Origin of the sequence: Streptomyces sp. CG 926 (genome assembly GCF_003148825.1) — a bacterium.
Taxonomy (GTDB): domain Bacteria; phylum Actinomycetota; class Actinomycetes; order Streptomycetales; family Streptomycetaceae; genus Streptomyces.
Window position 1 is genome coordinate 426,565 of record NZ_QGGZ01000007.1, and the last position, 17,447, is coordinate 444,011.

The 17,447-nt window shown below is 72.8% G+C and carries 20 protein-coding genes; 5 read left to right on the forward strand and 15 right to left on the reverse strand.

Translation table 11 applies throughout. From position 1 onward, the window contains the following. The first annotated feature begins 19 nt into the window (after positions 1-19). Both BCL76_RS21145 and BCL76_RS21150 read left to right on the forward strand, forming a co-directional pair. A complete protein-coding gene (locus BCL76_RS21145; protein WP_109780997.1) occupies positions 20-829 on the forward strand; it encodes a hypothetical protein in 810 nt (269 codons plus the stop codon). Positions 830-1,037: 208 nt separating this feature from the next. Further along, positions 1,038-1,400 (forward strand): hypothetical protein, encoded by a 363-nt coding sequence (locus BCL76_RS21150; RefSeq protein ID WP_109780999.1) that lies wholly within the window; start codon positions 1,038-1,040, stop codon positions 1,398-1,400. A gap of 34 nt (positions 1,401-1,434) precedes the next feature. Here the strand turns inward: BCL76_RS21150 and der are convergent, their stop codons facing one another. The 5 genes from der to BCL76_RS21175 all read right to left on the reverse strand — a co-directional run bounded on the left by der (position 1,435) and on the right by BCL76_RS21175 (position 6,254). Beyond that, positions 1,435-2,898, reverse strand: coding sequence for a ribosome biogenesis GTPase Der (der, locus tag BCL76_RS21155; protein ID WP_109781000.1), 1,464 nt, complete (start codon positions 2,896-2,898; stop codon positions 1,435-1,437). 75 nt (positions 2,899-2,973) lie between these two features. Further along, positions 2,974-3,663: a lysophospholipid acyltransferase family protein gene (locus tag BCL76_RS21160; RefSeq protein WP_375137946.1), complete on the reverse strand. Its 690-nt coding sequence runs from the start codon at positions 3,661-3,663 to the stop codon at positions 2,974-2,976. Continuing rightward, the gene (gene cmk, locus BCL76_RS21165) at positions 3,618-4,325 is read right to left on the reverse strand and encodes a (d)CMP kinase (protein ID WP_030769457.1); all 708 of its coding nucleotides are present in this window, start codon (positions 4,323-4,325) and stop codon (positions 3,618-3,620) included. The genes BCL76_RS21160 and cmk overlap by 46 nt, the downstream gene beginning before the upstream one ends. A 192-nt stretch (positions 4,326-4,517) precedes the next feature. After that, the gene (locus BCL76_RS21170; RefSeq protein ID WP_109781001.1) at positions 4,518-5,606 is read right to left on the reverse strand and encodes a prephenate dehydrogenase; all 1,089 of its coding nucleotides are present in this window, start codon (positions 5,604-5,606) and stop codon (positions 4,518-4,520) included. Between the two features lie 132 nt (positions 5,607-5,738). Beyond that, positions 5,739-6,254 (reverse strand): YidB family protein, encoded by a 516-nt coding sequence (locus BCL76_RS21175; RefSeq protein WP_375137947.1) that lies wholly within the window; start codon positions 6,252-6,254, stop codon positions 5,739-5,741. A gap of 59 nt (positions 6,255-6,313) precedes the next feature. On the opposite strand from BCL76_RS21175, the gene BCL76_RS21180 reads away from it, so the two are divergent. From BCL76_RS21180 to BCL76_RS21190, 3 genes are all read left to right on the forward strand, one after another. Beyond that, the gene (locus BCL76_RS21180; RefSeq protein WP_109781005.1) at positions 6,314-6,655 is read left to right on the forward strand and encodes a DUF952 domain-containing protein; all 342 of its coding nucleotides are present in this window, start codon (positions 6,314-6,316) and stop codon (positions 6,653-6,655) included. A gap of 80 nt (positions 6,656-6,735) precedes the next feature. Continuing rightward, positions 6,736-7,212 carry a Rieske (2Fe-2S) protein gene (locus BCL76_RS21185; RefSeq protein WP_109781006.1) on the forward strand — a complete coding sequence of 159 codons (477 nt, stop codon included), beginning with the start codon at positions 6,736-6,738 and terminating at the stop codon, positions 7,210-7,212. 28 nt (positions 7,213-7,240) lie between these two features. Next, positions 7,241-7,921, forward strand: coding sequence for a nucleotidyltransferase domain-containing protein (locus BCL76_RS21190; protein ID WP_109781007.1), 681 nt, complete (start codon positions 7,241-7,243; stop codon positions 7,919-7,921). Positions 7,922-7,924: 3 nt separating this feature from the next. On the opposite strand, the gene BCL76_RS21195 is transcribed toward BCL76_RS21190, so the two are convergent. The 10 genes from BCL76_RS21195 to BCL76_RS21240 form a co-directional block, all read right to left on the reverse strand. Further along, positions 7,925-8,683, reverse strand: coding sequence for a nucleotidyltransferase domain-containing protein (locus BCL76_RS21195; protein WP_109781008.1), 759 nt, complete (start codon positions 8,681-8,683; stop codon positions 7,925-7,927). 3 nt (positions 8,684-8,686) lie between these two features. Then, positions 8,687-9,700 carry an ADP-ribosylglycohydrolase family protein gene (locus tag BCL76_RS21200; RefSeq protein ID WP_109781009.1) on the reverse strand — a complete coding sequence of 338 codons (1,014 nt, stop codon included), beginning with the start codon at positions 9,698-9,700 and terminating at the stop codon, positions 8,687-8,689. Further along, on the reverse strand, positions 9,697-10,425 hold the full coding sequence (locus tag BCL76_RS21205; RefSeq protein WP_109781010.1) for an NUDIX hydrolase: 729 nt from the start codon (positions 10,423-10,425) through the stop codon (positions 9,697-9,699). The genes BCL76_RS21200 and BCL76_RS21205 overlap by 4 nt, the downstream gene beginning before the upstream one ends. Next, positions 10,422-11,501, reverse strand: coding sequence for an AAA family ATPase (locus tag BCL76_RS21210; protein WP_109781011.1), 1,080 nt, complete (start codon positions 11,499-11,501; stop codon positions 10,422-10,424). The genes BCL76_RS21205 and BCL76_RS21210 overlap by 4 nt, the downstream gene beginning before the upstream one ends. Next, positions 11,498-12,106 carry a nicotinamide riboside transporter PnuC gene (gene pnuC, locus BCL76_RS21215; protein WP_109781012.1) on the reverse strand — a complete coding sequence of 203 codons (609 nt, stop codon included), beginning with the start codon at positions 12,104-12,106 and terminating at the stop codon, positions 11,498-11,500. Before pnuC ends, BCL76_RS21210 begins: the two co-directional genes overlap by 4 nt. Before the next feature lie 147 nt (positions 12,107-12,253). After that, on the reverse strand, positions 12,254-13,642 hold the full coding sequence (locus BCL76_RS21220) for a pseudouridine synthase (RefSeq protein ID WP_109781013.1): 1,389 nt from the start codon (positions 13,640-13,642) through the stop codon (positions 12,254-12,256). Next, complete coding sequence (gene scpB, locus BCL76_RS21225; RefSeq protein WP_375137949.1) at positions 13,642-14,214, reverse strand: SMC-Scp complex subunit ScpB; 573 nt, start codon at positions 14,212-14,214, stop codon at positions 13,642-13,644. Before scpB ends, BCL76_RS21220 begins: the two co-directional genes overlap by 1 nt. Positions 14,215-14,273: 59 nt before the next feature. Then, positions 14,274-15,410: a segregation and condensation protein A gene (locus tag BCL76_RS21230; RefSeq protein ID WP_109781014.1), complete on the reverse strand. Its 1,137-nt coding sequence runs from the start codon at positions 15,408-15,410 to the stop codon at positions 14,274-14,276. Positions 15,411-15,769: 359 nt separating this feature from the next. After that, entirely contained in the window at positions 15,770-16,300 is a 531-nt protein-coding gene (locus BCL76_RS21235; protein ID WP_109781015.1) for a hypothetical protein, read from the reverse strand. Beyond that, on the reverse strand, positions 16,285-17,403 hold the full coding sequence (locus tag BCL76_RS21240; RefSeq protein WP_078851667.1) for a ParA family protein: 1,119 nt from the start codon (positions 17,401-17,403) through the stop codon (positions 16,285-16,287). Before BCL76_RS21240 ends, BCL76_RS21235 begins: the two co-directional genes overlap by 16 nt. Between the last annotated feature and the right edge of the window lie 44 nt (positions 17,404-17,447).

The window sequence follows — 17,447 nt, forward strand, 5'->3', positions numbered from 1 at the left end:
TATGCCGAGGAGCCACCCCGTGCCGCGCATGCTCGACGTCAGTGATGAGGTACGTGCCGAGATCGGTGACGAAGAAGCCGACAGGCTGCTCGTCGGCGAGGACGCGCCGCGCAGTTACGACTGCACCTCCTGCCGCACCCCGGGCGACCCCGAGAACGACCGCACCAGCACGGTGCTGTTCGTCGGCGAGGAGACCGCCGTCCTCGCCTTCGCCCACGCCACGTGCATCCCCTCGCAGGTGGTCTCGGTCTCCGAGGAGCAGCTCCAGGGCGCCGTCCGCAGCATCACCGGCGACAGCCCGGCCGGCGCCGGCGGCCCCGGTGTCGCCCCGCAGAACGTCTCCGGCGGCCAGGCCGTCCTCGGCATCACCAGCGGCCTGATCCTGATCGCCGGGGAGCTGCACCCCGCCCTGGTCGTCGAGCCGACCGCGCCCATCGCCCGCCCCGGCAGCGACGGCCCCGGCGACGACTTCCTGCCGCTCCTGATCGAGCAGGGCTTCATCCCGGTCACCGACACCTCCGAGGTCCCCACCGTCCTCGGCGGTTGGTCGGTCCTGCTCGCCGCGGGCCAGCTGCACGCCGTGCTGCAGCCGGGCAACGACGGTGGCGGTCAGGTCGCCTGGTGGCAGGCGCACCAGGCGCTGTCGGTCACCGACGGCTGGCGGGCCGCCGTCAACAAGACCCAGCGCGTGCTCATCTACGCCGCCCCGGTCGGTTCCATCGGCCAGCAGCCCCGCGAGGACCTGCTGCGCGACGCGCTGGACAAGGCCGCCGCCGCGGGCAAGCTCGTGGCCGCCGCGATGCCGCTGGCGGGTACGCCCGGCGCCTGATCCAGCCGGTACGGAGACGGCCGCCCAGCCCCCTGCCGAGGGGGCCGGGCGGCGTGCGCCGGGGGTGTGCGGTCCGTCCCGCACACCCCCGGCGATCTGTGTTTCCGACCCTGTCACCCCGCATCCGCAGAGCGCCGGTTTCGTTGGCTGGTACGTGCATTCATACGACTCCTCCCGCGCCCCGTCCCATCCGAGCACCGTCCCCGCGATGCGTCCCGCACGGGACCGGGACCCTTCTCCGGCCGTCTCGCACACCCCGATCTACGACACGCTGTACTCGGAGTACCTGCGCGCCTTCAGGGCGCTGCCGGGCGACCGCAGCGGCGAGGAGGACCACGGCTTCACGGCCTTCTCCTACGGGGGCTCGTACACGAGCGGCACGTCGTACGGCAGCGGTTGGAACGGCTCCGCGTGGCAGCGCGTCGACGGCTGGCAGCCCTCGTACACCCCGCAGCCGCAGCCGGCGTACTCGTACGCGGGCAACCCCGCATACGCCGACGGGCGGCAGCACCAGACCGGGATGACACACATCCCGGCGGCCCTGCCGCCCGCTCCGCGCCGGGGCTACTGACCCCGCCGAGTGCGCCGGAGTCCTCGCCCTGCTGCTACTTCTTCTTCTTGTACTGGGCGCCGCGCTTCTCGCGCACCCGTACCGAGATGTGGATCGGGGTGCCCTCGAAGCCGAACTCCTCGCGCAGGCGGCGCTCGATGAAGCGCCGGTAGCCGTGCTCCAGGAAGCCGGAGGCGAAGAGGACGAACCGCGGCGGCTTGCTGCCCGCCTGGGTACCGAACAGGATGCGGGGCTGCTTGCCGCCACGGATCGGGTGCGGGTGGGCGGCGACGACCTCACCGAGGAAGGCGTTCAGCCGGCCGGTGGGGACGCGCGTCTCCCAGCCCGCCAGGGCCGTCTCGATCGCCGGGACCAGCTTCTCCATGTGACGGCCGGTGAGCGCCGAGACGTTCACCCGGGGCGCCCACGAGACCTGCTGCATCTCGGTCTCGATCTCGCGCTCGAGGTAGTAGCGGCGCTCCTCGTCGAGCTCGTCCCACTTGTTGTAGGCGACCACGATCGCGCGGCCCGCCTCGACGGCCATCGTGATGATGCGCTGGTCCTGGACGCTGATGGTCTCGGTGGTGTCGATGAGGATCACCGCGACCTCCGCCTTCTCGACGGCGGCGGCCGTGCGCAGGGAGGCGTAGTAGTCGGCGCCCTGCTGCAGGTGGACCTTCTTGCGGATACCGGCGGTGTCGACGAACTTCCAGGTGATGCCACCGAGTTCGATGAGCTCGTCGACCGGGTCGCGGGTGGTGCCGGCCAGCTCGTTGACGACGACGCGGTCCTCCTTCGCCACCTTGTTCAGGAGCGAGGACTTGCCGACGTTCGGGCGGCCGATGAGCGCGATGCGGCGCGGGCCGCCGGGGGCGGCGCCGCCGAAGGTCTGCTCGGGGGCCTCGGGCAGGGCCTCCAGGACGGCGTCGAGCATGTCACCGGTGCCGCGGCCGTGCAGCGAGGAGACCGGGTGCGGCATGCCGAGGCCCAGCGACCACAGGGAGGCCGCGTCGGACTCGCCGCTCTGGCCGTCGACCTTGTTGGCGCACAGCACGACGGGCTTGCCCGCCTTGCGCAGCAGCCGGACGACGGCCTCGTCGGTGTCGGTGGCGCCGACCTTGGAGTCGACGACGAAGACGACCGCGTCGGCGGCCTCGATGGCGTACTCGGCCTGGGCGGCGACGGAGGCGTCGATGCCGAGGACGTCCTGCTCCCAGCCGCCGGTGTCGACGACCTTGAAGCGGCGGCCGGCCCATTCGGCCTCGTACGTGACGCGGTCGCGGGTGACGCCGGGCTTGTCCTCGACGACCGCTTCGCGGCGGCCGATGATCCGGTTCACCAGGGTCGACTTGCCGACATTGGGGCGGCCGACGACGGCGAGGACGGGAAGCGGGCCGTGACCGGCCTCCTCGATCGCGCCTTCGACCTCTTCGATGTCGAAGCCCTCTTCCGCGGCGAGCTCCATGAACTCCGCGTACTCGGCGTCGCCAAGTGCTCCGTGGTCGTGCTGGTCGTTCATGAAGTCCGTTCCTCGTCGTTCGTGGTGGTCGGTGGTACCCGCGCAGCGCGGTTCCACTACTGGTTCAAGTCTCGCTCAGCGCCCGGTCAGGCGCTTGGCATCGGCCAGGTGGGCGGTCAGCCGGTCCTGGATGCGTACGGTGGCCTGGTCCAGGGCGGTACGGGTACGGCGGCCACTGCCGTCGCCCGCGTCGAAGGCCGAGCCGAAGACGACGTCGACCCGGCTCTTGAGGGCCGGCAGGCCCTTGACGACCCGCCCCGGGGTGTCCCCGCTGCCCAGCACGGCCACGGGGACGATGGGTGCGCCGCTACGGACCGCGAAGTACGCGAGGCCCGCGCGCAGCGAGGCGAAGTCGCCCTCGCCCCGGGTGCCCTCGGGAAATATCCCCAGGGCTCCTCCATTGTCGAGCACGCCGAGGGCGCGGCCTATCGCCGTCCGGTCGGGGCCGCCGCGGTCGACCTTGACCTGCCCGATCCCGTCGAGGAAGGGGCCGAGCGGGCCCACGTACGCTTCCTTCTTGATCAGGAAGTGCAGCGGCCGGGGCGCGGTGCCCATGACCATGGGGCCGTCGATGTTGTGCGAGTGGTTCACCGCGAGGATGACGGGGCCCGAGGCGGGCACCTTCCAGGCCCCCAGTACGCGCGGCTTCCAGAGCCCGTACATGAGCCCGATGCCGATGCGCCTACCGACCGCCGCACCCTTGAGGGAGGGCGCTTGGCTCACTTGCGGCCCGCCCGCTTCTCTTCCACCAGCGTCACGACGCATTCGATCACCTGGTCGAGCGTGAGCTCGGTGGTGTCCACCTCGACGGCGTCGTCGGCCTTGGCCAGCGGGGAGGTCTTGCGGCCGGAGTCGGCCGCGTCGCGCTTGATCAGCGCCTCCTTGGTGGCCGCGAGGTCGGCGGCCTCCTTGCCGCGGAGCTCGCCGCTGCGCCGGGCGGCGCGCGCCTCGGCGGAAGCGGTCAGGAAGACCTTGAGGTCGGCGTCGGGCAGGACGGTGGTGCCGATGTCCCGGCCCTCGACGACGATCCCGTCGGCCTCCTGGGCCGCCTCGGCGGCGATGGAGCGTTGCAGGTCGGTGATCAGGGTGCGCACCTCGGGGACGGCGCTGACGGCGCTGACCTTCGAGGTGACCTCCTGGGTCCGGATGGGACCGGCGGCGTCGAGGCCGTCCACGGTGATGGTGGGGGCGGCCGGATCGGTGCCGGACACGATGGTGGGCTTGCCGGCGGCGATCGCGATGGCCTGCGGGTCGTCGGTGTCGACGCCGTTGGTGATCATCCACCAGGTGATGGCCCGGTACTGGGCGCCGGTGTCCAGGTAGCGCAGCCCGAGCTTGGCGGCCACGGCCTTGGAGGTGCTGGACTTGCCCGTGCCGGAGGGACCGTCGATGGCGACGATCACGGCGGACGGAGCTGCGGTTTCCACGGTGCGGGCACCTTCCTGGTTGCGCGTACGTGTCCGGGCGCGGCAAAGCGCCCCTCCCCAAGGTTACCGGCCCCGGACGGCCCCCGTCCCCGCCGTGCGTCCTGGGGGCCGGCGGCCCCTCTCCGCCGCCCCTCGCCCGCCGCTCTCCGCCGCCCCTCGCCCGCCCCTCGCCGCCGCTCGCCCGCCGCTCCCCTACTGCTGGCGCAGCGCCCAGCCCCGCTCGCGCAGCTCGGCGGTCAGGCCGGCCACCGCCCGCGGTTCCACCATGAGCTGGACGAGGCCGGCCTGCTGGCCCGTCGCGTGCTCGATCCGGACGTCCTCGATGTTGACCCCGGCCCGGCCGGCGTCGGCGAAGATCCGGGCCAGTTCACCGGGCTGGTCGCTGATGAGGACGGCCACCGTCTCGTAGACCGTGGGTGCCGCGCCGTGCTTGCCGGGGACCCGGACGCGGCCGGCGTTGCCCCGGCGCAGCACGTCCTCGATGCCGGCGGCGCCGCCGCGCCGCTTCTCCACGTCGGCGGACTGCAGGCCCCGTAGGGCTTCCACGGTCTCCTCCAGGTCGGCGGCGATCCCGGCGAGGACGTCGGCCACCGGTCCCGGGTTGGCCGACAGGATCTCCACCCACATCCGCGGGTCGGAGGCGGCGATCCGGGTCACGTCGCGGATGCCCTGCCCGCAGAGCCGTACCGCCGTCTCGTCGGCCTCCTCCAGCCGGGCCGCGACCATGCTGGAGACCAGCTGGGGGGTGTGAGAGACGAGGGCCACCGCGCGGTCGTGGGCGTCGGCGTCCATCACCACCGGTACGGCGCGGGAGAGGGCCACCAGCTCCAGCGCGAGGTTGAGCACCTCGTGGTCGGTGTCCCGGGTGGGGGTCAGCACCCACGGGCGGCCCTCGAAGAGGTCGGCGGTGGCGGCGAGCGGCCCGGACTGCTCCTTGCCGGCCATCGGGTGCGTGCCGATGTAGGCGGTGACGTCCACGCCGAGCGCCGCCAGCTCCCGCCGCGGTCCGCCCTTGACGCTGGCCACGTCCACGTAGGCGCGCGCGACGTCGCGCCCGATCAGGTCGGCCAGGGTCGCGGCCACGTGGGCCGGCGGTACGGCGACGATCGCGAGGTCGACCTGCTCCCGCGCGGGCTCGTCGGTGCCGGCCCCGAGGGCGGCCGCCGTACGGGCCCGGTCCGGGTCGTGGTCGGCGAGGTGGACGGTGATGCCCCGGGCGGACAGGGCGAGCGCCGCGGAGGTGCCGATCAGTCCGGTTCCGATGACGACGGCGGTTCTCACGAGGCACTCCCAGGGGACGAAAAGGCGAGCTGACGGACTGTCCGGCCAGGGTATCCAGCACCCGCGGCACGAGGGCCCGACCGCCCATCCCGTGGGACGGCGGCCGGGCCCTGGTGCGCCGCTGCCGGACGGTCAGAGGTTCTGCGCCCGGATGATCTCCTCCAGCGAGCCGGTCGGGAGCTGCCCTTGCGGGCTCAGCTTGTCGACGGCCGTCGGCAGTGCCCGGGCGATCTCGTCGGCGGCCTCCTGCGGGCTGACGCCGGCCTGCGCGGCCGCCTTCTGCAGGGCCTCGTCGGGCAGCGCCTCGGCGATCTGGGCGCCGCTGACGGACTGGTTGTCACCGGTGCCGATCCAGGACTGGGCCTGGTCGGCGAGGCCCGACTTGGTCAGCATGTCCAGCAGCCCGCCGAGCGGGTTGCTCCCGCCGGCCTGGGAGCCGCCGGCCCCGCCCATGAGGGCGCCGAGCAGCGCGCCGAGGATGTTGCCGCCACCGGCGCCGCCGCTCCCGCCCTGGCCGCCGCTCCCGCCGAGGAGGCCGCCGAGAAGAGAGCCGAGGTCGTTACCCGCCATCGTCATGCCTTTCGCAGAGGGGCCGGGCCGCGCGGAGTGCTGCGTACCCGGCTTCGAGACACGGTCAATGTCACTCATGGTCGACAGTGCCGCCACCTGGCGCACACGTCCGCGCCCGCTGCTGTAGAACGATCCGCATGATCTTCCACATCGTCCCGCTCACCGACTGGACCGCCGCGCCCGAGCTTCCGTACGCCCCGCCCTCGCTGGAGGCCGAAGGGTTCGTCCACTGTTCGGCGGACCGCCCCACCGCTCTCGCGATCGTCGACGCGCACTACCGGGCGGTACCGGGGATCCTGCTCGCGGTGGAGCTCGACGAGGGCGCGCTGACCGCCGAGGTCCGCCGGGAGAGTGATTCCGGCGGGCGATACCCGCATGTTCACGGCCCACTGAACCGGGAGGCCGTGATCCACGTGTGGGAGGTCGTACGCACTCCCGGCAGCCCTGCCTCACTGGCCCCATGGGAACCGGGGCGATGAACCGGCGCGGCAGGCTTCACCCGAGGCCCGCCGCAGGCCAGGATGCTGACGCCATCCGGCCACGAAGCGAGGAGAGACTCATGAGCGACCTCACGCACACCGCCCGGCGCACGGTACTGACGATCGGCGCGGCCACCCTGGCCGGCGGCGCGATCACCGCCTGCGGCGGGGGCGGCGCCGAGAAGGCCTCCCCCGGGGAACCGAACGACCCGGCCGTCGAGCCCGCCGCCCCGGCCGCCCCCGCCACCCCGGACGCGGGAGCGGCCGACAAGGCCCTCACCAAGAAGGCGGACGTCCCGGTGGGCGGCGGCAAGGTCTTCAAGGAGGAGAAGGTCGTGGTCACCCAGCCCAAGGCCGGCACCTTCAAATGTTTCACGGCGGTCTGCCCCCATCAGGGCTGCCTGGTCAACAAGGTCGCGGACGGCACCATCGACTGCCCGTGCCACGACAGCAAGTTCGCGATCGCCGACGGTGCGGTGACCAAGGGTCCGGCCACCAAGGGACTGGCCGAGAAGAAGATCAAGGTCGCGGCGGACGGCAATATCTCGCTGGCATAGTGGCAGGTCAGACGCCTACGCTCGCCGGATGGACGATCTGACGCTGGTACGGGACCACACGGTCTACCGGTGCGTGATGGGCTCCCGGGCGTTCGGACTGGCGACGGCGGCGAGCGACACCGACCTGCGCGGTGTCTACCTCGCCCCGACGCCGCTGTTCTGGCGGTTCGAGAAGCCCCCCACGCATGTGGAGGGCCCGCGGGAGGAGGAGTTCTCCTGGGAGCTGGAGCGCTTCTGCGAACTCGCCCTGCGGGCCAACCCGAACATCCTGGAGTGCCTGCACTCCCCCTTGGTGGAAGAGGTCACCCCGGTCGGCGAGGAACTGCTCTCCCTCCGCGGTGCCTTCCTCTCCCGCCGGGCCCACACCAGCTTCAGCCGGTACGCGGCCTCGCAGCGCGGCAAACTCCTCGCGGACGTCCGTGTCCACGGGGCCCCGCGCTGGAAGCACGCCATGCACCTGCTGCGCCTGCTGCTGTCCTGCCGTGACCTCCTGCGCACCGGCCTGCTGTCCGTCGACGCCGGCCCGTACCGCGACCGCCTGCTCGCGGTCCGCCGCGGCGAGCGCACCTGGGAGGAGGTCGACGCCTGGATGGCCCGCCTCCAGCAGGAGACGGAGTCGGCCCTGGCCTCCACCGTGCTGCCCGAGGAGCCGGACCACGCCCGGGTGCAGGACTTCCTGGTCCGCACCCGGCGCGCGTCGGCCGCGTAGCCGTCAGTCGCCCACGGTCCGCCGCCGTACGACGAACTCGTCGAGCGCGTCGTACGCCGACACGTGCTCGGGCAGCGCGGACACGGCCTGCGCCGCGTCCAGCACCGCGTGCAGCGCCTCGATGTCCTCGCGTACGCCGTCGAGCGGCGGGCCCGCGTAGCCCCCGTGCTCGGCGGCGACCTTGGCCTCGATCAGGTCGGCGAGGTACGGGGGCGCCTCCGGCACCTCGGCCGGCAGGGTCGGCAGGTGCGCCTGCACCTCGCCCGACCGCATGAGGTGGATGCCGGTGAGCAGCGCCCGGAACGCGTAGAGCAGCGGTTTGAGCTCGGTGGCCTTCTCGAAGAGCCGCCACTGGGTGCCCGCGAACCCCCGGTAGTGGTGGGCGTGGTGGGAGGTCAGCACGCCGGGGGCCAGCGCGATCAGTTCCTCGTGCGCCTCCGTCGTGTGGACCACGAGCGGGGAGAGCAGCTGCTCCAGGACGTAGCCGTTGCGGTTCAGCATCAGGCGGACGAACTTGCGCAGGTCGTGCGTGACGAGGTCCATCTCCACGTCGTCCCGGTCCCACATGCGGCTCCGGGTCTCCTCCGGCTCGCGCAGGCCGAGCAGGTCCCCTGCCGGGAGCAGGTGGGCGCCGCGCAGGTCGATGTCGGAGTCCCGGGAGGGGAAGCCGTACAGGTGCGCGCCGGAGACCGTGGCGAAGATCAGCGGGTCGGGCTGCTCCGCCACGACGGGGGTCAGGTCGAGACTCAGTGCGTCCAGCATGGATCAAGCATCCCAGAGGGCGCCGAAGGCCAGGAGTTCGTCGCGGTACTCGATGCGGCCCTCCCACTCGCGGGGCCAGACGTCCGCGCCGAGGTGGGCTCCGGCGAAGGCGCCGGCGAGGCAGGCGATGGAGTCGGAGTCGCCGCGCGTGCAGGCGGCCCGGCGCAGCGCGGTGAGCGGCTCGTCGGGGAAGAGCAGGAAGCAGTGCAGAGCGGTGGCGAGGGCCTCCTCGGCGATCCAGCCGTCGCCCGTGGCCAGGCAGGGGTCGGTCTCCGGGGAGGGGGACCTCAGGGCGGCCGTCAGCCGGTCCAGGACCCCCAGGCAGTCGTCCCAGCCGCGGGCCATGAAGGACTCCGGGGAGGCGTCGGACGCGGTCCGCATCCACAGGTCGCCGAGCCAGCGCTCGTGGTAGCGGGTGCGGTTCTCCAGGGCGTACGAGCGCAGCCGTCCGACGAGCCCGGTCACCTCGGTGCCCTCGGCCAGCAGGTGCACCGCCCGCGCGGTCAGGTCGGAGGCGGCGAGCGCCGTGGGGTGCCCGTGGGTGAGGGCCGACTGGAGCTGGGCGGCGCCGGCCCGCTCCTCCTCGGTCCAGCCCGGCACGAGTCCGACCGGGACCACGCGCATGTTGGCGCCGCAGCCCTTGGAGCCGATCTGGCTGGCGTCGCGCCAGTCCCGGTCCGGGCTGTCCAGCAGCCCACAGGCCGTCAGGCAGGTGCGGCCCGGGGCCCGGTTGTTCTCCGGGGAGTGGTACCAGTCGACGAACTCCTCGCGGACCGGCCGGGCCATGCGCAGCGGGTCCACCGGGCCCCGCTCCGCCGCCGTACGGATGCCGCGGGCCAGGGCGAGGGTCATCTGGGTGTCGTCCGTGACGATCGCCGGGCGCGGCAGGCTCATCTCGCGCCAGGGGCCCGTCTTGGCCAGGATCGAGGGCACGTCGTTGAACTCGGTCGGGAAGCCGAGGGCATCACCCAGGGCCAGGCCGATCATGGCGCCCGTCGCGGCTCGCTCGGTCGTCATCGGGTGGATCCTTCCGGTCGCAACAGGGGTGGGTGGAGGGTGGTCGCCGGGCCGGGCCGGTAGAGGGCGGCCGGTTTGCCGCGGCCGCCGGTCAGCCGGGCGGCGCCCGGTACGGCCTCGACGAATCCCGGCGTCGCCAGGACCTTGCGGCGGAAGTTGGGGCGGTCGAGGGTGGTGTTCCAGACGGTCTCGTAGACGGACTGCAGCTCGCCAAGGGTGAACTCGGGCGGGCAGAAGCCGGTGGCCAGGCAGGTGTACTCCAGCTTGGCGCCGATCCGCTCGCGGGCGTCCGCCAGGATCACCGCGTGGTCGAAGGCGAGCTCCGAGACGTCGTGCACGGCCAGCCAGCGGGCGTGGGCCGCGTCCCCGCCGCCCTCGGGCGCCGGCTCGGGCAGGTCCGGGACGAGGGCGGTGAAGGCCACCGAGACCACCCGCATCCGGGGGTCGCGGTCCGGTTCGCTGTAGGTCCGCAGCTGCTCCAGATGGAGGGCGGCGACGAGTTCCTCCGGCAGGCCGGTCTCCTCGGCCAGTTCGCGCCGGGCGGCGGTCTCGGCGGACTCCCGCGGCAGGACGAATCCGCCGGGCAGTGCCCAGGCCCCGGCGTACGGTTCCTGGCCGCGCCGGATCAGCAGCACGTGCAGGGCGCCGGCGCGGACGGTGAACACGGCCAGGTCGACGGTCACCGCGAACGGCTCGAAGGCGTAGGGGTCATAGCCGGCGGTCATCGGTTCTCCGGAAGGGGGTCGGTGAAGTGCCAGCCCTCGGCCAGCAGTCCGTCCACGGCCCGGACGGCCGTCTCCAGCCGGGTCGCCCGGTCCCCGCGTACGACGAGGAAACGCCTCCCGGTGCGCTCCAGTTCCGCCCGGAAACGCTCGGTCATCCAGGGCCGCAGCTGTGGGCCGTCCCGCAGTCCGTCGTCCTCGAACGGCACGTCGGTGTGGTCGGTGAGCAGGTACATGTCCCGTCGGGTGAGGTCGGCGATCCGCTCGACCTCCTCGTTGCGGCCGCCCATGTACCGCTCGTGCCAGATCCCGGTCGCGAAGGAGTCGGTGTCGCAGAACAGCACGGGCGAGCCGAGCCGCGCGGCGTGCTCCTCGTCCGCGTCCTGGTGGCGGGCGATGAGCGGGAACTCCTCGGAGGTGAAGGTCACGTCCGCCCAGGAGGCGGTCGGGTCGGCGGCGCGGGCGGCCGCCAGCTTCTCCTCGCTGAACCGGCGCCCGTACTCGGCGACCCAGCCCGTCTTGGCCCATACGCCGCCTCGGCGCCGGTAGTGGTCCGCGAGGGCCCGCGACAGCGTGGTGGTCCCGGTGGACTCCGCGCCGAGGACGACGACGCGCCGGGTCAGGGCGGCCCGGACGGCCGGGCCGAGGAACTCCCAGGAGCCGGCCGGGTCCCGGCGTACCGCCGTCCCGGACACGGGGAACAGCGTGCGTTCGCGGTCCACCAGGACCTCCTGGGCGCCGAACCGGCGGGCGAGCTCGCTCCCGTACTCCTCCGAGGTGAAGACGGCGTCCACCCGGCCGGGGACCGCGCCGCGGAAGACGGCCATGTGGGCCTCCCATATGTCCGGGTCGTGCAGGTCGACCGGGATGTCGTCCACCGCGCCGACGACCTCGGCCCCGGGGTGCGCCTCGCGCATCCAGGCGACCCGGTCGGCGAGCGGGACGGACTCCACGGAGGCCGCGCACACCAGGACGGTCAGTCGCTCGCACTGGTCCTGGGCGGTGCGCACGAGGTGGTGGTGTCCGGCGTGCGGCGGGTAGAACTTGCCGAGGACCAGGCCGTGCCCGTGGCGTCTCATGCCGTCGCCCCCGCCGCCGTACGGGCGACCGGCGCCGGCAGCGTGCGGCGCCAGCCGAGGAGTCCGACCACGCACAGGGCGAGGAAGCCCACGTAGAGCGCGGAGGTCAGGTAGAGGCCCTTGTACGCGTAGAGCGGGATGTAGACGAGGTCGGCGGCGATCCACAGCCACCAGGACTCGACGAGCTTGCGGCACTGGCCGTACGTGGCGGCGAGCGAGAGCACGGTGGTCAGCGCGTCCCAGAAGGGGACGGTCGAGTCGGTGGCCCGGCTCAGCAGCAGTGTGAGTGCGAGCACCCCCACCGCCCCCGCCGCGGCGAGCCCGACCCATTCGGCGCGTGTGGTGCGGCGCACCGGCAGGGCCTCGGCGGATCCTGGTCCACCCCCGTGGGTCCAGGACCACCAGCCGTAGGCGGCGAGGGCGATGAAGACGATCTGGAGCCCGGCGTCGGCGTAGAGGCCGGCCTGGGCGAAGAGCACGATGAAGAAGATGTTGTTGGCGATGCCGATCGGCCAGTTGGCCACGTGCTGCCGGGCGACCAACCAGACGCACAGGGCGCCGGTGGCGAAGCCGAGCACCTCGGTCCAGCTCATGGTCCAGCTCATGACGACCCCCCTCGGGCTGCTTAATGGTCATGCTGACTATAAACAGTGATCGGGGCTCCCGACAAGCGAAAAACCCGCGGTGCCCGAAAGGGCACCGCGGGTTTTCCGTGATCGTGCCGGCCGCCCGCGGGGCGACCGACGTGCGTCCTAGAGACCGACCTCGCGCATCAGCATGCCGACCTCGGTGTTGGTCAGGCGGCGCAGCCAGCCGGACTTCTGGTCGCCCAGCTCGATCGGACCGAAGGAGGTCCGGACGAGCTTGTCGACGGGGAAGCCCGCCTCGGACAGCATGCGACGCACGATGTGCTTGCGGCCCTCGTGGAGGGTCACCTCGACCAGGTAGTTCTTGCCGACCTGGTCGACGACGCGGAAGTTGTCGGCGCGGGCGTACCCGTCCTCCAGCTCGATGCCGTCCTTGAGCCGCTTGCCGATGTCACGCGGCAGCGAGCCGGTGATCGCGGCCACGTACGTCTTCTGCACGCCGTACTTCGGGTGCGTGAGGCGGTGGGCCAGCTCACCGTGGTTGGTGAGCAGGATGATGCCCTCGGTCTCGGTGTCGAGCCGGCCGACGTGGAAGAGACGGGTCTCACGGTTGGTGACGTAGTCACCGAGGCACTGACGGCCGTCCGGGTCCTCCATGGTGGAGACGACGCCGGCGGGCTTGTTCAGCGCGAAGAACAGGTACGACTGGGTGGCGACGGTCAGGCCGTCCACCTTGATCTCGTCCTTGGGCTGGACGCGCTTGCCCTGCTCCAGCACGATCTCGCCGTTGACCTCGACGCGAGCCTGCTCGATGAGCTCCTCGCAAGCACGGCGCGAACCCATACCGGCGCGGGCGAGCACCTTCTGCAGACGCTCACCCTCCTCCTCGGCACCCGGGAAGGTCTTCGGGGTCTTGACCACGGGCTTGTCGGCGTACCGGTCGCGCACGCGCTCCTCGATACGCGCGTCCAGCTCGCGGGGGCGGGACTGGCCGCTACGGCTGCCGGGGCCGCTGCGCGGGCCGCCGGCTCCGCCGATACCGGGGGTCTTGGAGGTACGGGGGCCGCCCTTGGCGCCACCGCGGGCCGCGGCGCCACGGGCACCGCCACCGCCGGCCTTGGGGCCGCTGCGTCCGCTGCGCTCGCCCTCGGGGCCCACGTCGTAGCGGCGCTCCTCGGGACGCGGGTTGCGGATACGGGGGGCCGGCTGGTCGCGGTCGCGCGAGTCGGAGCCGCCCTGGTAGCCGCCGCCCGAGCTGCCGCCGCGGGAACCGCCGCCGCCCTGGTAGCCACCGCGGGAGCCGCCGCCCTGGTAGCCACCGCCGGAGCTGCCGCCACGGGAGCCGCCGGAGCCGCCGGAGCTGCCGCCCCGGTAACCGCCACCGGAGCTGCCGCCACGGGAGCCGCCGGAGCCGCTGCCACCGCCGGAGCCGCTCCCGCGGTAGCCACCGCCGCCGGAGGAGGAGCCGCCGCGGGAGTTACCACCGCGTCCGCCACCACCGCCGCCGCCGCTGTTCCTGTTACCGCCGCCGTTGCCGTTGCCGCTGCTTCGCATCAAAGTTCCGTCGTCTTGTCGTCGTCTTCATCGGTGTCCGGTGCGTCCGGATCGAACGACGGCACACCTTCTTGCGTCTCGGCTTCGATCGCGTCCGCCTCGGGGAGGAAGGGCGCGAGCTCCGGGAGCTCGTCCAGGCCACGCAGGCCCATCCGCTCCAGAAAGTAGTTCGTCGTCCTGTACAGGATCGCACCTGTTTCGGGTTCCGTCCCCGCCTCCTCCACCAGACCGCGTTGGAGGAGGGTCCGCATGACCCCGTCGCAGTTGACTCCGCGGACCGCCGAGACCCGTGATCGGCTCACCGGCTGGCGGTACGCGACGACCGCCAGGGTCTCCAGGGCCGCCTGGGTGAGCCGGGCCTGCTGGCCGTCCAGTACGAAGCCCTCCACGGCGGGCGCGTACTCGGCCCGGGTGTAGAACCGCCAGCCGCCGGCGACCAGCCGCAGCTCGAAACCCCGGCGCGCGGCCGTGTACTCGTCGGCGAGCTCCCGCAGCGCCTGCGCGACCTCGCGCGGGGTGCGCTCCAGCACCTTGGCCAGGTGCGCCTCGGTGGCCGGCTCGTCCACGACCATGAGCACGGCCTCCAGGGCCGGCTTCAGTTCCAGCGCGGCCACCGCGCTCACGTCGCCGTTCAATCCTTCGCCTCCACGATCCGGTCGAACTCGTCGGTCACGGTCGGCATGCCGTCGCCGTCCCCGCCGCTCCAGCGCACGGTGAGGGTGTGCAGGGCCTCCTCCTGGTCGAGGACGACCGCCTTCTCCCGGTAGAGCTCCAGCAGGGCCAGGAAGCGCGCGACGACGGTGAGGGTGTCCTCGGCGTCCTCGGTGAGCTCCTGGAAGGTGGCCTCCCCGCGCGTCTTCAGCATCCGCACCACCAGCCCGGCCTGCTCGCGCACGCTGACCAGGGGGGCGTGGATGTGGTCCACGTACACCTGGGGCTTGGCCCTGGGCTGCATGGCCTTCACCGCGAGCCGGGCGAATCCCTCCGGGCCGATGCTGATGACCACCTCGGGCAGCAGGTCCGCGTGGTGCGGCTCCAACCCGACCGTCCGCGGGTAGCGCCGGCCCTCGGCCTCCGCGCGCCGCTCGAAGATCTCGGCGATCTGCTTGTAGGCGCGGTACTGGAGCAGGCGCGCGAAGAGCAGGTCCCGGGCCTCCAGCAGGGCCAGGTCCGCCTCGTCCTCGACCTCGGCGGCCGGCAGCAGCCGGGCGGCCTTCAGGTCGAGCAGGGTGGCGGCGACGACGAGGAACTCGGTCGTCTGGTCGAGGTCCCAGTCGGGTCCCATGGCACGGATGTGCGCCATGAACTCGTCGGTGACCTGGGACAGCGCGACCTCGGTGACGTCGAGCTTGTGCCGCGAGATCAGCTGGAGCAGCAGGTCGAAGGGGCCCTCGAAGTTGGCGAGCCGCAGGGTGAACCGCCCGTCGCCGCCCGCGGGGCTCGGCGCGTCCGGGTTCGGGGCCGAGGCGTCCGCGTGCTCGGCCGCACCCGTGTCCGCGGATCCGGCCGGGCCGGTGTGCGCCGCCGGGCGCGCCCGTGGCGTGCCGGCCCCCGGGGACGGAGCGGGCTCGGAGGGCTGCTGCTGCCCGTCTGCGGGCTCGGGGGAACGTTCCGGCTCGGGACCGCCTGCCGCCGGCGCGGGGCTCGCAGCGGGCGCCTCAGAGGTTTCGGGGCCTGCTCCCCCGTGCCGCCCGTCCTCGTCGGAGGCTCCGGGGCCGCGCCCCAGGGCGCGCCGGGTCGGTCGGCCGGATTCGGCGGGGAGGGGCATCGCGGTCCAGGAAGTGCGGGGGGCGGCGTGGAAGGCCGGGCGCCGAGGCCTCGGCCACCAGCAGCCTACGGGCTCGCCCGTGCGACCCGGCGGATCACCGCCCGGACCGGGCGGTCGAGGTTCCGGGGAACCGCCTCGGCTCCCCGGAGACCCAGGACACACCCGGCCCGGACGGCCGGAACACCGAAGCAACGGGCCCGCCGGGTGGTACGGGGTGGTAGGTGACCGGGACACCGGACGCCCGGGCCCGGGAAGGTGGTGCACAGGCCCGAGCAACGGCCCGGAGGCGTGGGCGCGAGGACACCGGGCCGCACGCCGCGCAGGCGGCCCGGACACCGCCGAGCAGGCCCGCAGGGCGGTCAGCGGCCGCGCAGGCGCCGTACGAGGATGCTCGCGTCCCCGCGGGATTCCAGATCGGCGAGGACCACCGCGACCGCCTCGCGGACGATGCGGCCCCGGTCCACCGCCAGCCCGTGCTCGCCGCGCAGCACCAGCCGCGCGTGCTCCAGGTCCATGAGCTCCTCGGCGGAGACGTAGACCGTGATCTTCTCGTCGTGGCGCTCGCGGCCACTGGGGCGCCGGTTCGCGCCCCGGCCCTGCCCTTTGCCCCGGCGGCCGGCGCCGGCCGGGGCCGACCCCACGCCGCCCGACGGACCGGCAGAACCCTCCTGCGGCCGCCGGGGCTGCCCCACGACGGGCCCGCCGGCGTCCGCGGCGGCCGCGGCCTCCCGGCCGCGACCCTCGCTCCCCGTGCCCTCGGCCGAAGTGGCCGAGTGTTCCGCGGCGGGCGCCTCCTCGACCCCGCGCCGCGGCGAGGACGACTGGAGCGCCATCCCCCCGGTCGTACGGAACAGTTCGTCGGCTCCGGGCAGACTCACTCGGCGTGACACCGGGCGAGCACCTCCCTGGCCAGCTGGCGGTAGGCGGCGGCGCCGACGGAGTTGGATGCGTACGTCGTGATCGGCTCACCGGCGACCGTGGTCTCCGGGAAGCGCACCGTGCGGCCGATGACCGTGTGGTAGACGTGATCGTCGAAGGCCTCGACGACACGCGCCAGCACCTCACGGCTGTGCACCGTACGGGAGTCGTACATCGTGGCGAGGATGCCGTCGAGCTCCAGCTCGGGGTTGAGCCGCTCCTGCACCTTCTCGATGGTCTCGGTCAGCAGCGCCACGCCGCGCAGCGCGAAGAACTCGCACTCCAGCGGGACGATGACCTTGTGAGCCGCCGTCAGGGCGTTCACGGTCAGCAGACCGAGCGAAGGCTGACAGTCGATCACGATGTAGTCGTAGTCGGCCAGCAGGGGCTTCAGGGCCCGCTGCAGGGTGGACTCGCGCGCGACCTCACTGACCAACTGCACCTCGGCAGCGGACAGGTCGATGTTGCTCGGCAGCAGGTCCATGTTGGGGACCGCCGTCTTGAGCAGCACCTCGTCGGCCGACATGCCCCGCTCCATGAGCAGGTTGTAGACCGTCAGGTCGAGTTCCATCGGGTTCACGCCGAGACCCACGGACAGCGCGCCCTGCGGGTCGAAGTCGACGAGCAGCACGCGGCGCCCGTACTCGGCGAGCGCGGCACCCAGGTTGATGGTCGACGTGGTCTTGCCCACGCCGCCCTTCTGGTTGCACATCGCGATGATCTTCGCCGGACCGTGGTCGGTCAGCGGACCCGGGATCGGGAAGTACGGAAGCGGGCGTCCGGTCGGGCCGATCCGCTCACGGCGCTGACGGGCAGCGTCGGGGGCGAGAGTGGCCGCGTACTCGGGGTCCGGTTCGTACTCCGCGTCGGGGTCGTAGAAGTGCCCTTCGGGCACATTGTCGTAGTCGGCGAAACCCACGGGCTTTTCGCCGCTCAGGTCGCCGGCCCTGGAGTTCACGTCTAGGCCGTCCATGCTCTTTTGGGGCGTCGTCATGTGCTGGTGGTTTGCGAAGGTGCGTACTGCGACGGAGCCGACGGCTTCGAGCCCGGTAGGGCCTTGGCCCCGCTCAGGCATCCCTGCTCGACCACCCCCAGGAGCAAATGTCGACTCATTCACAA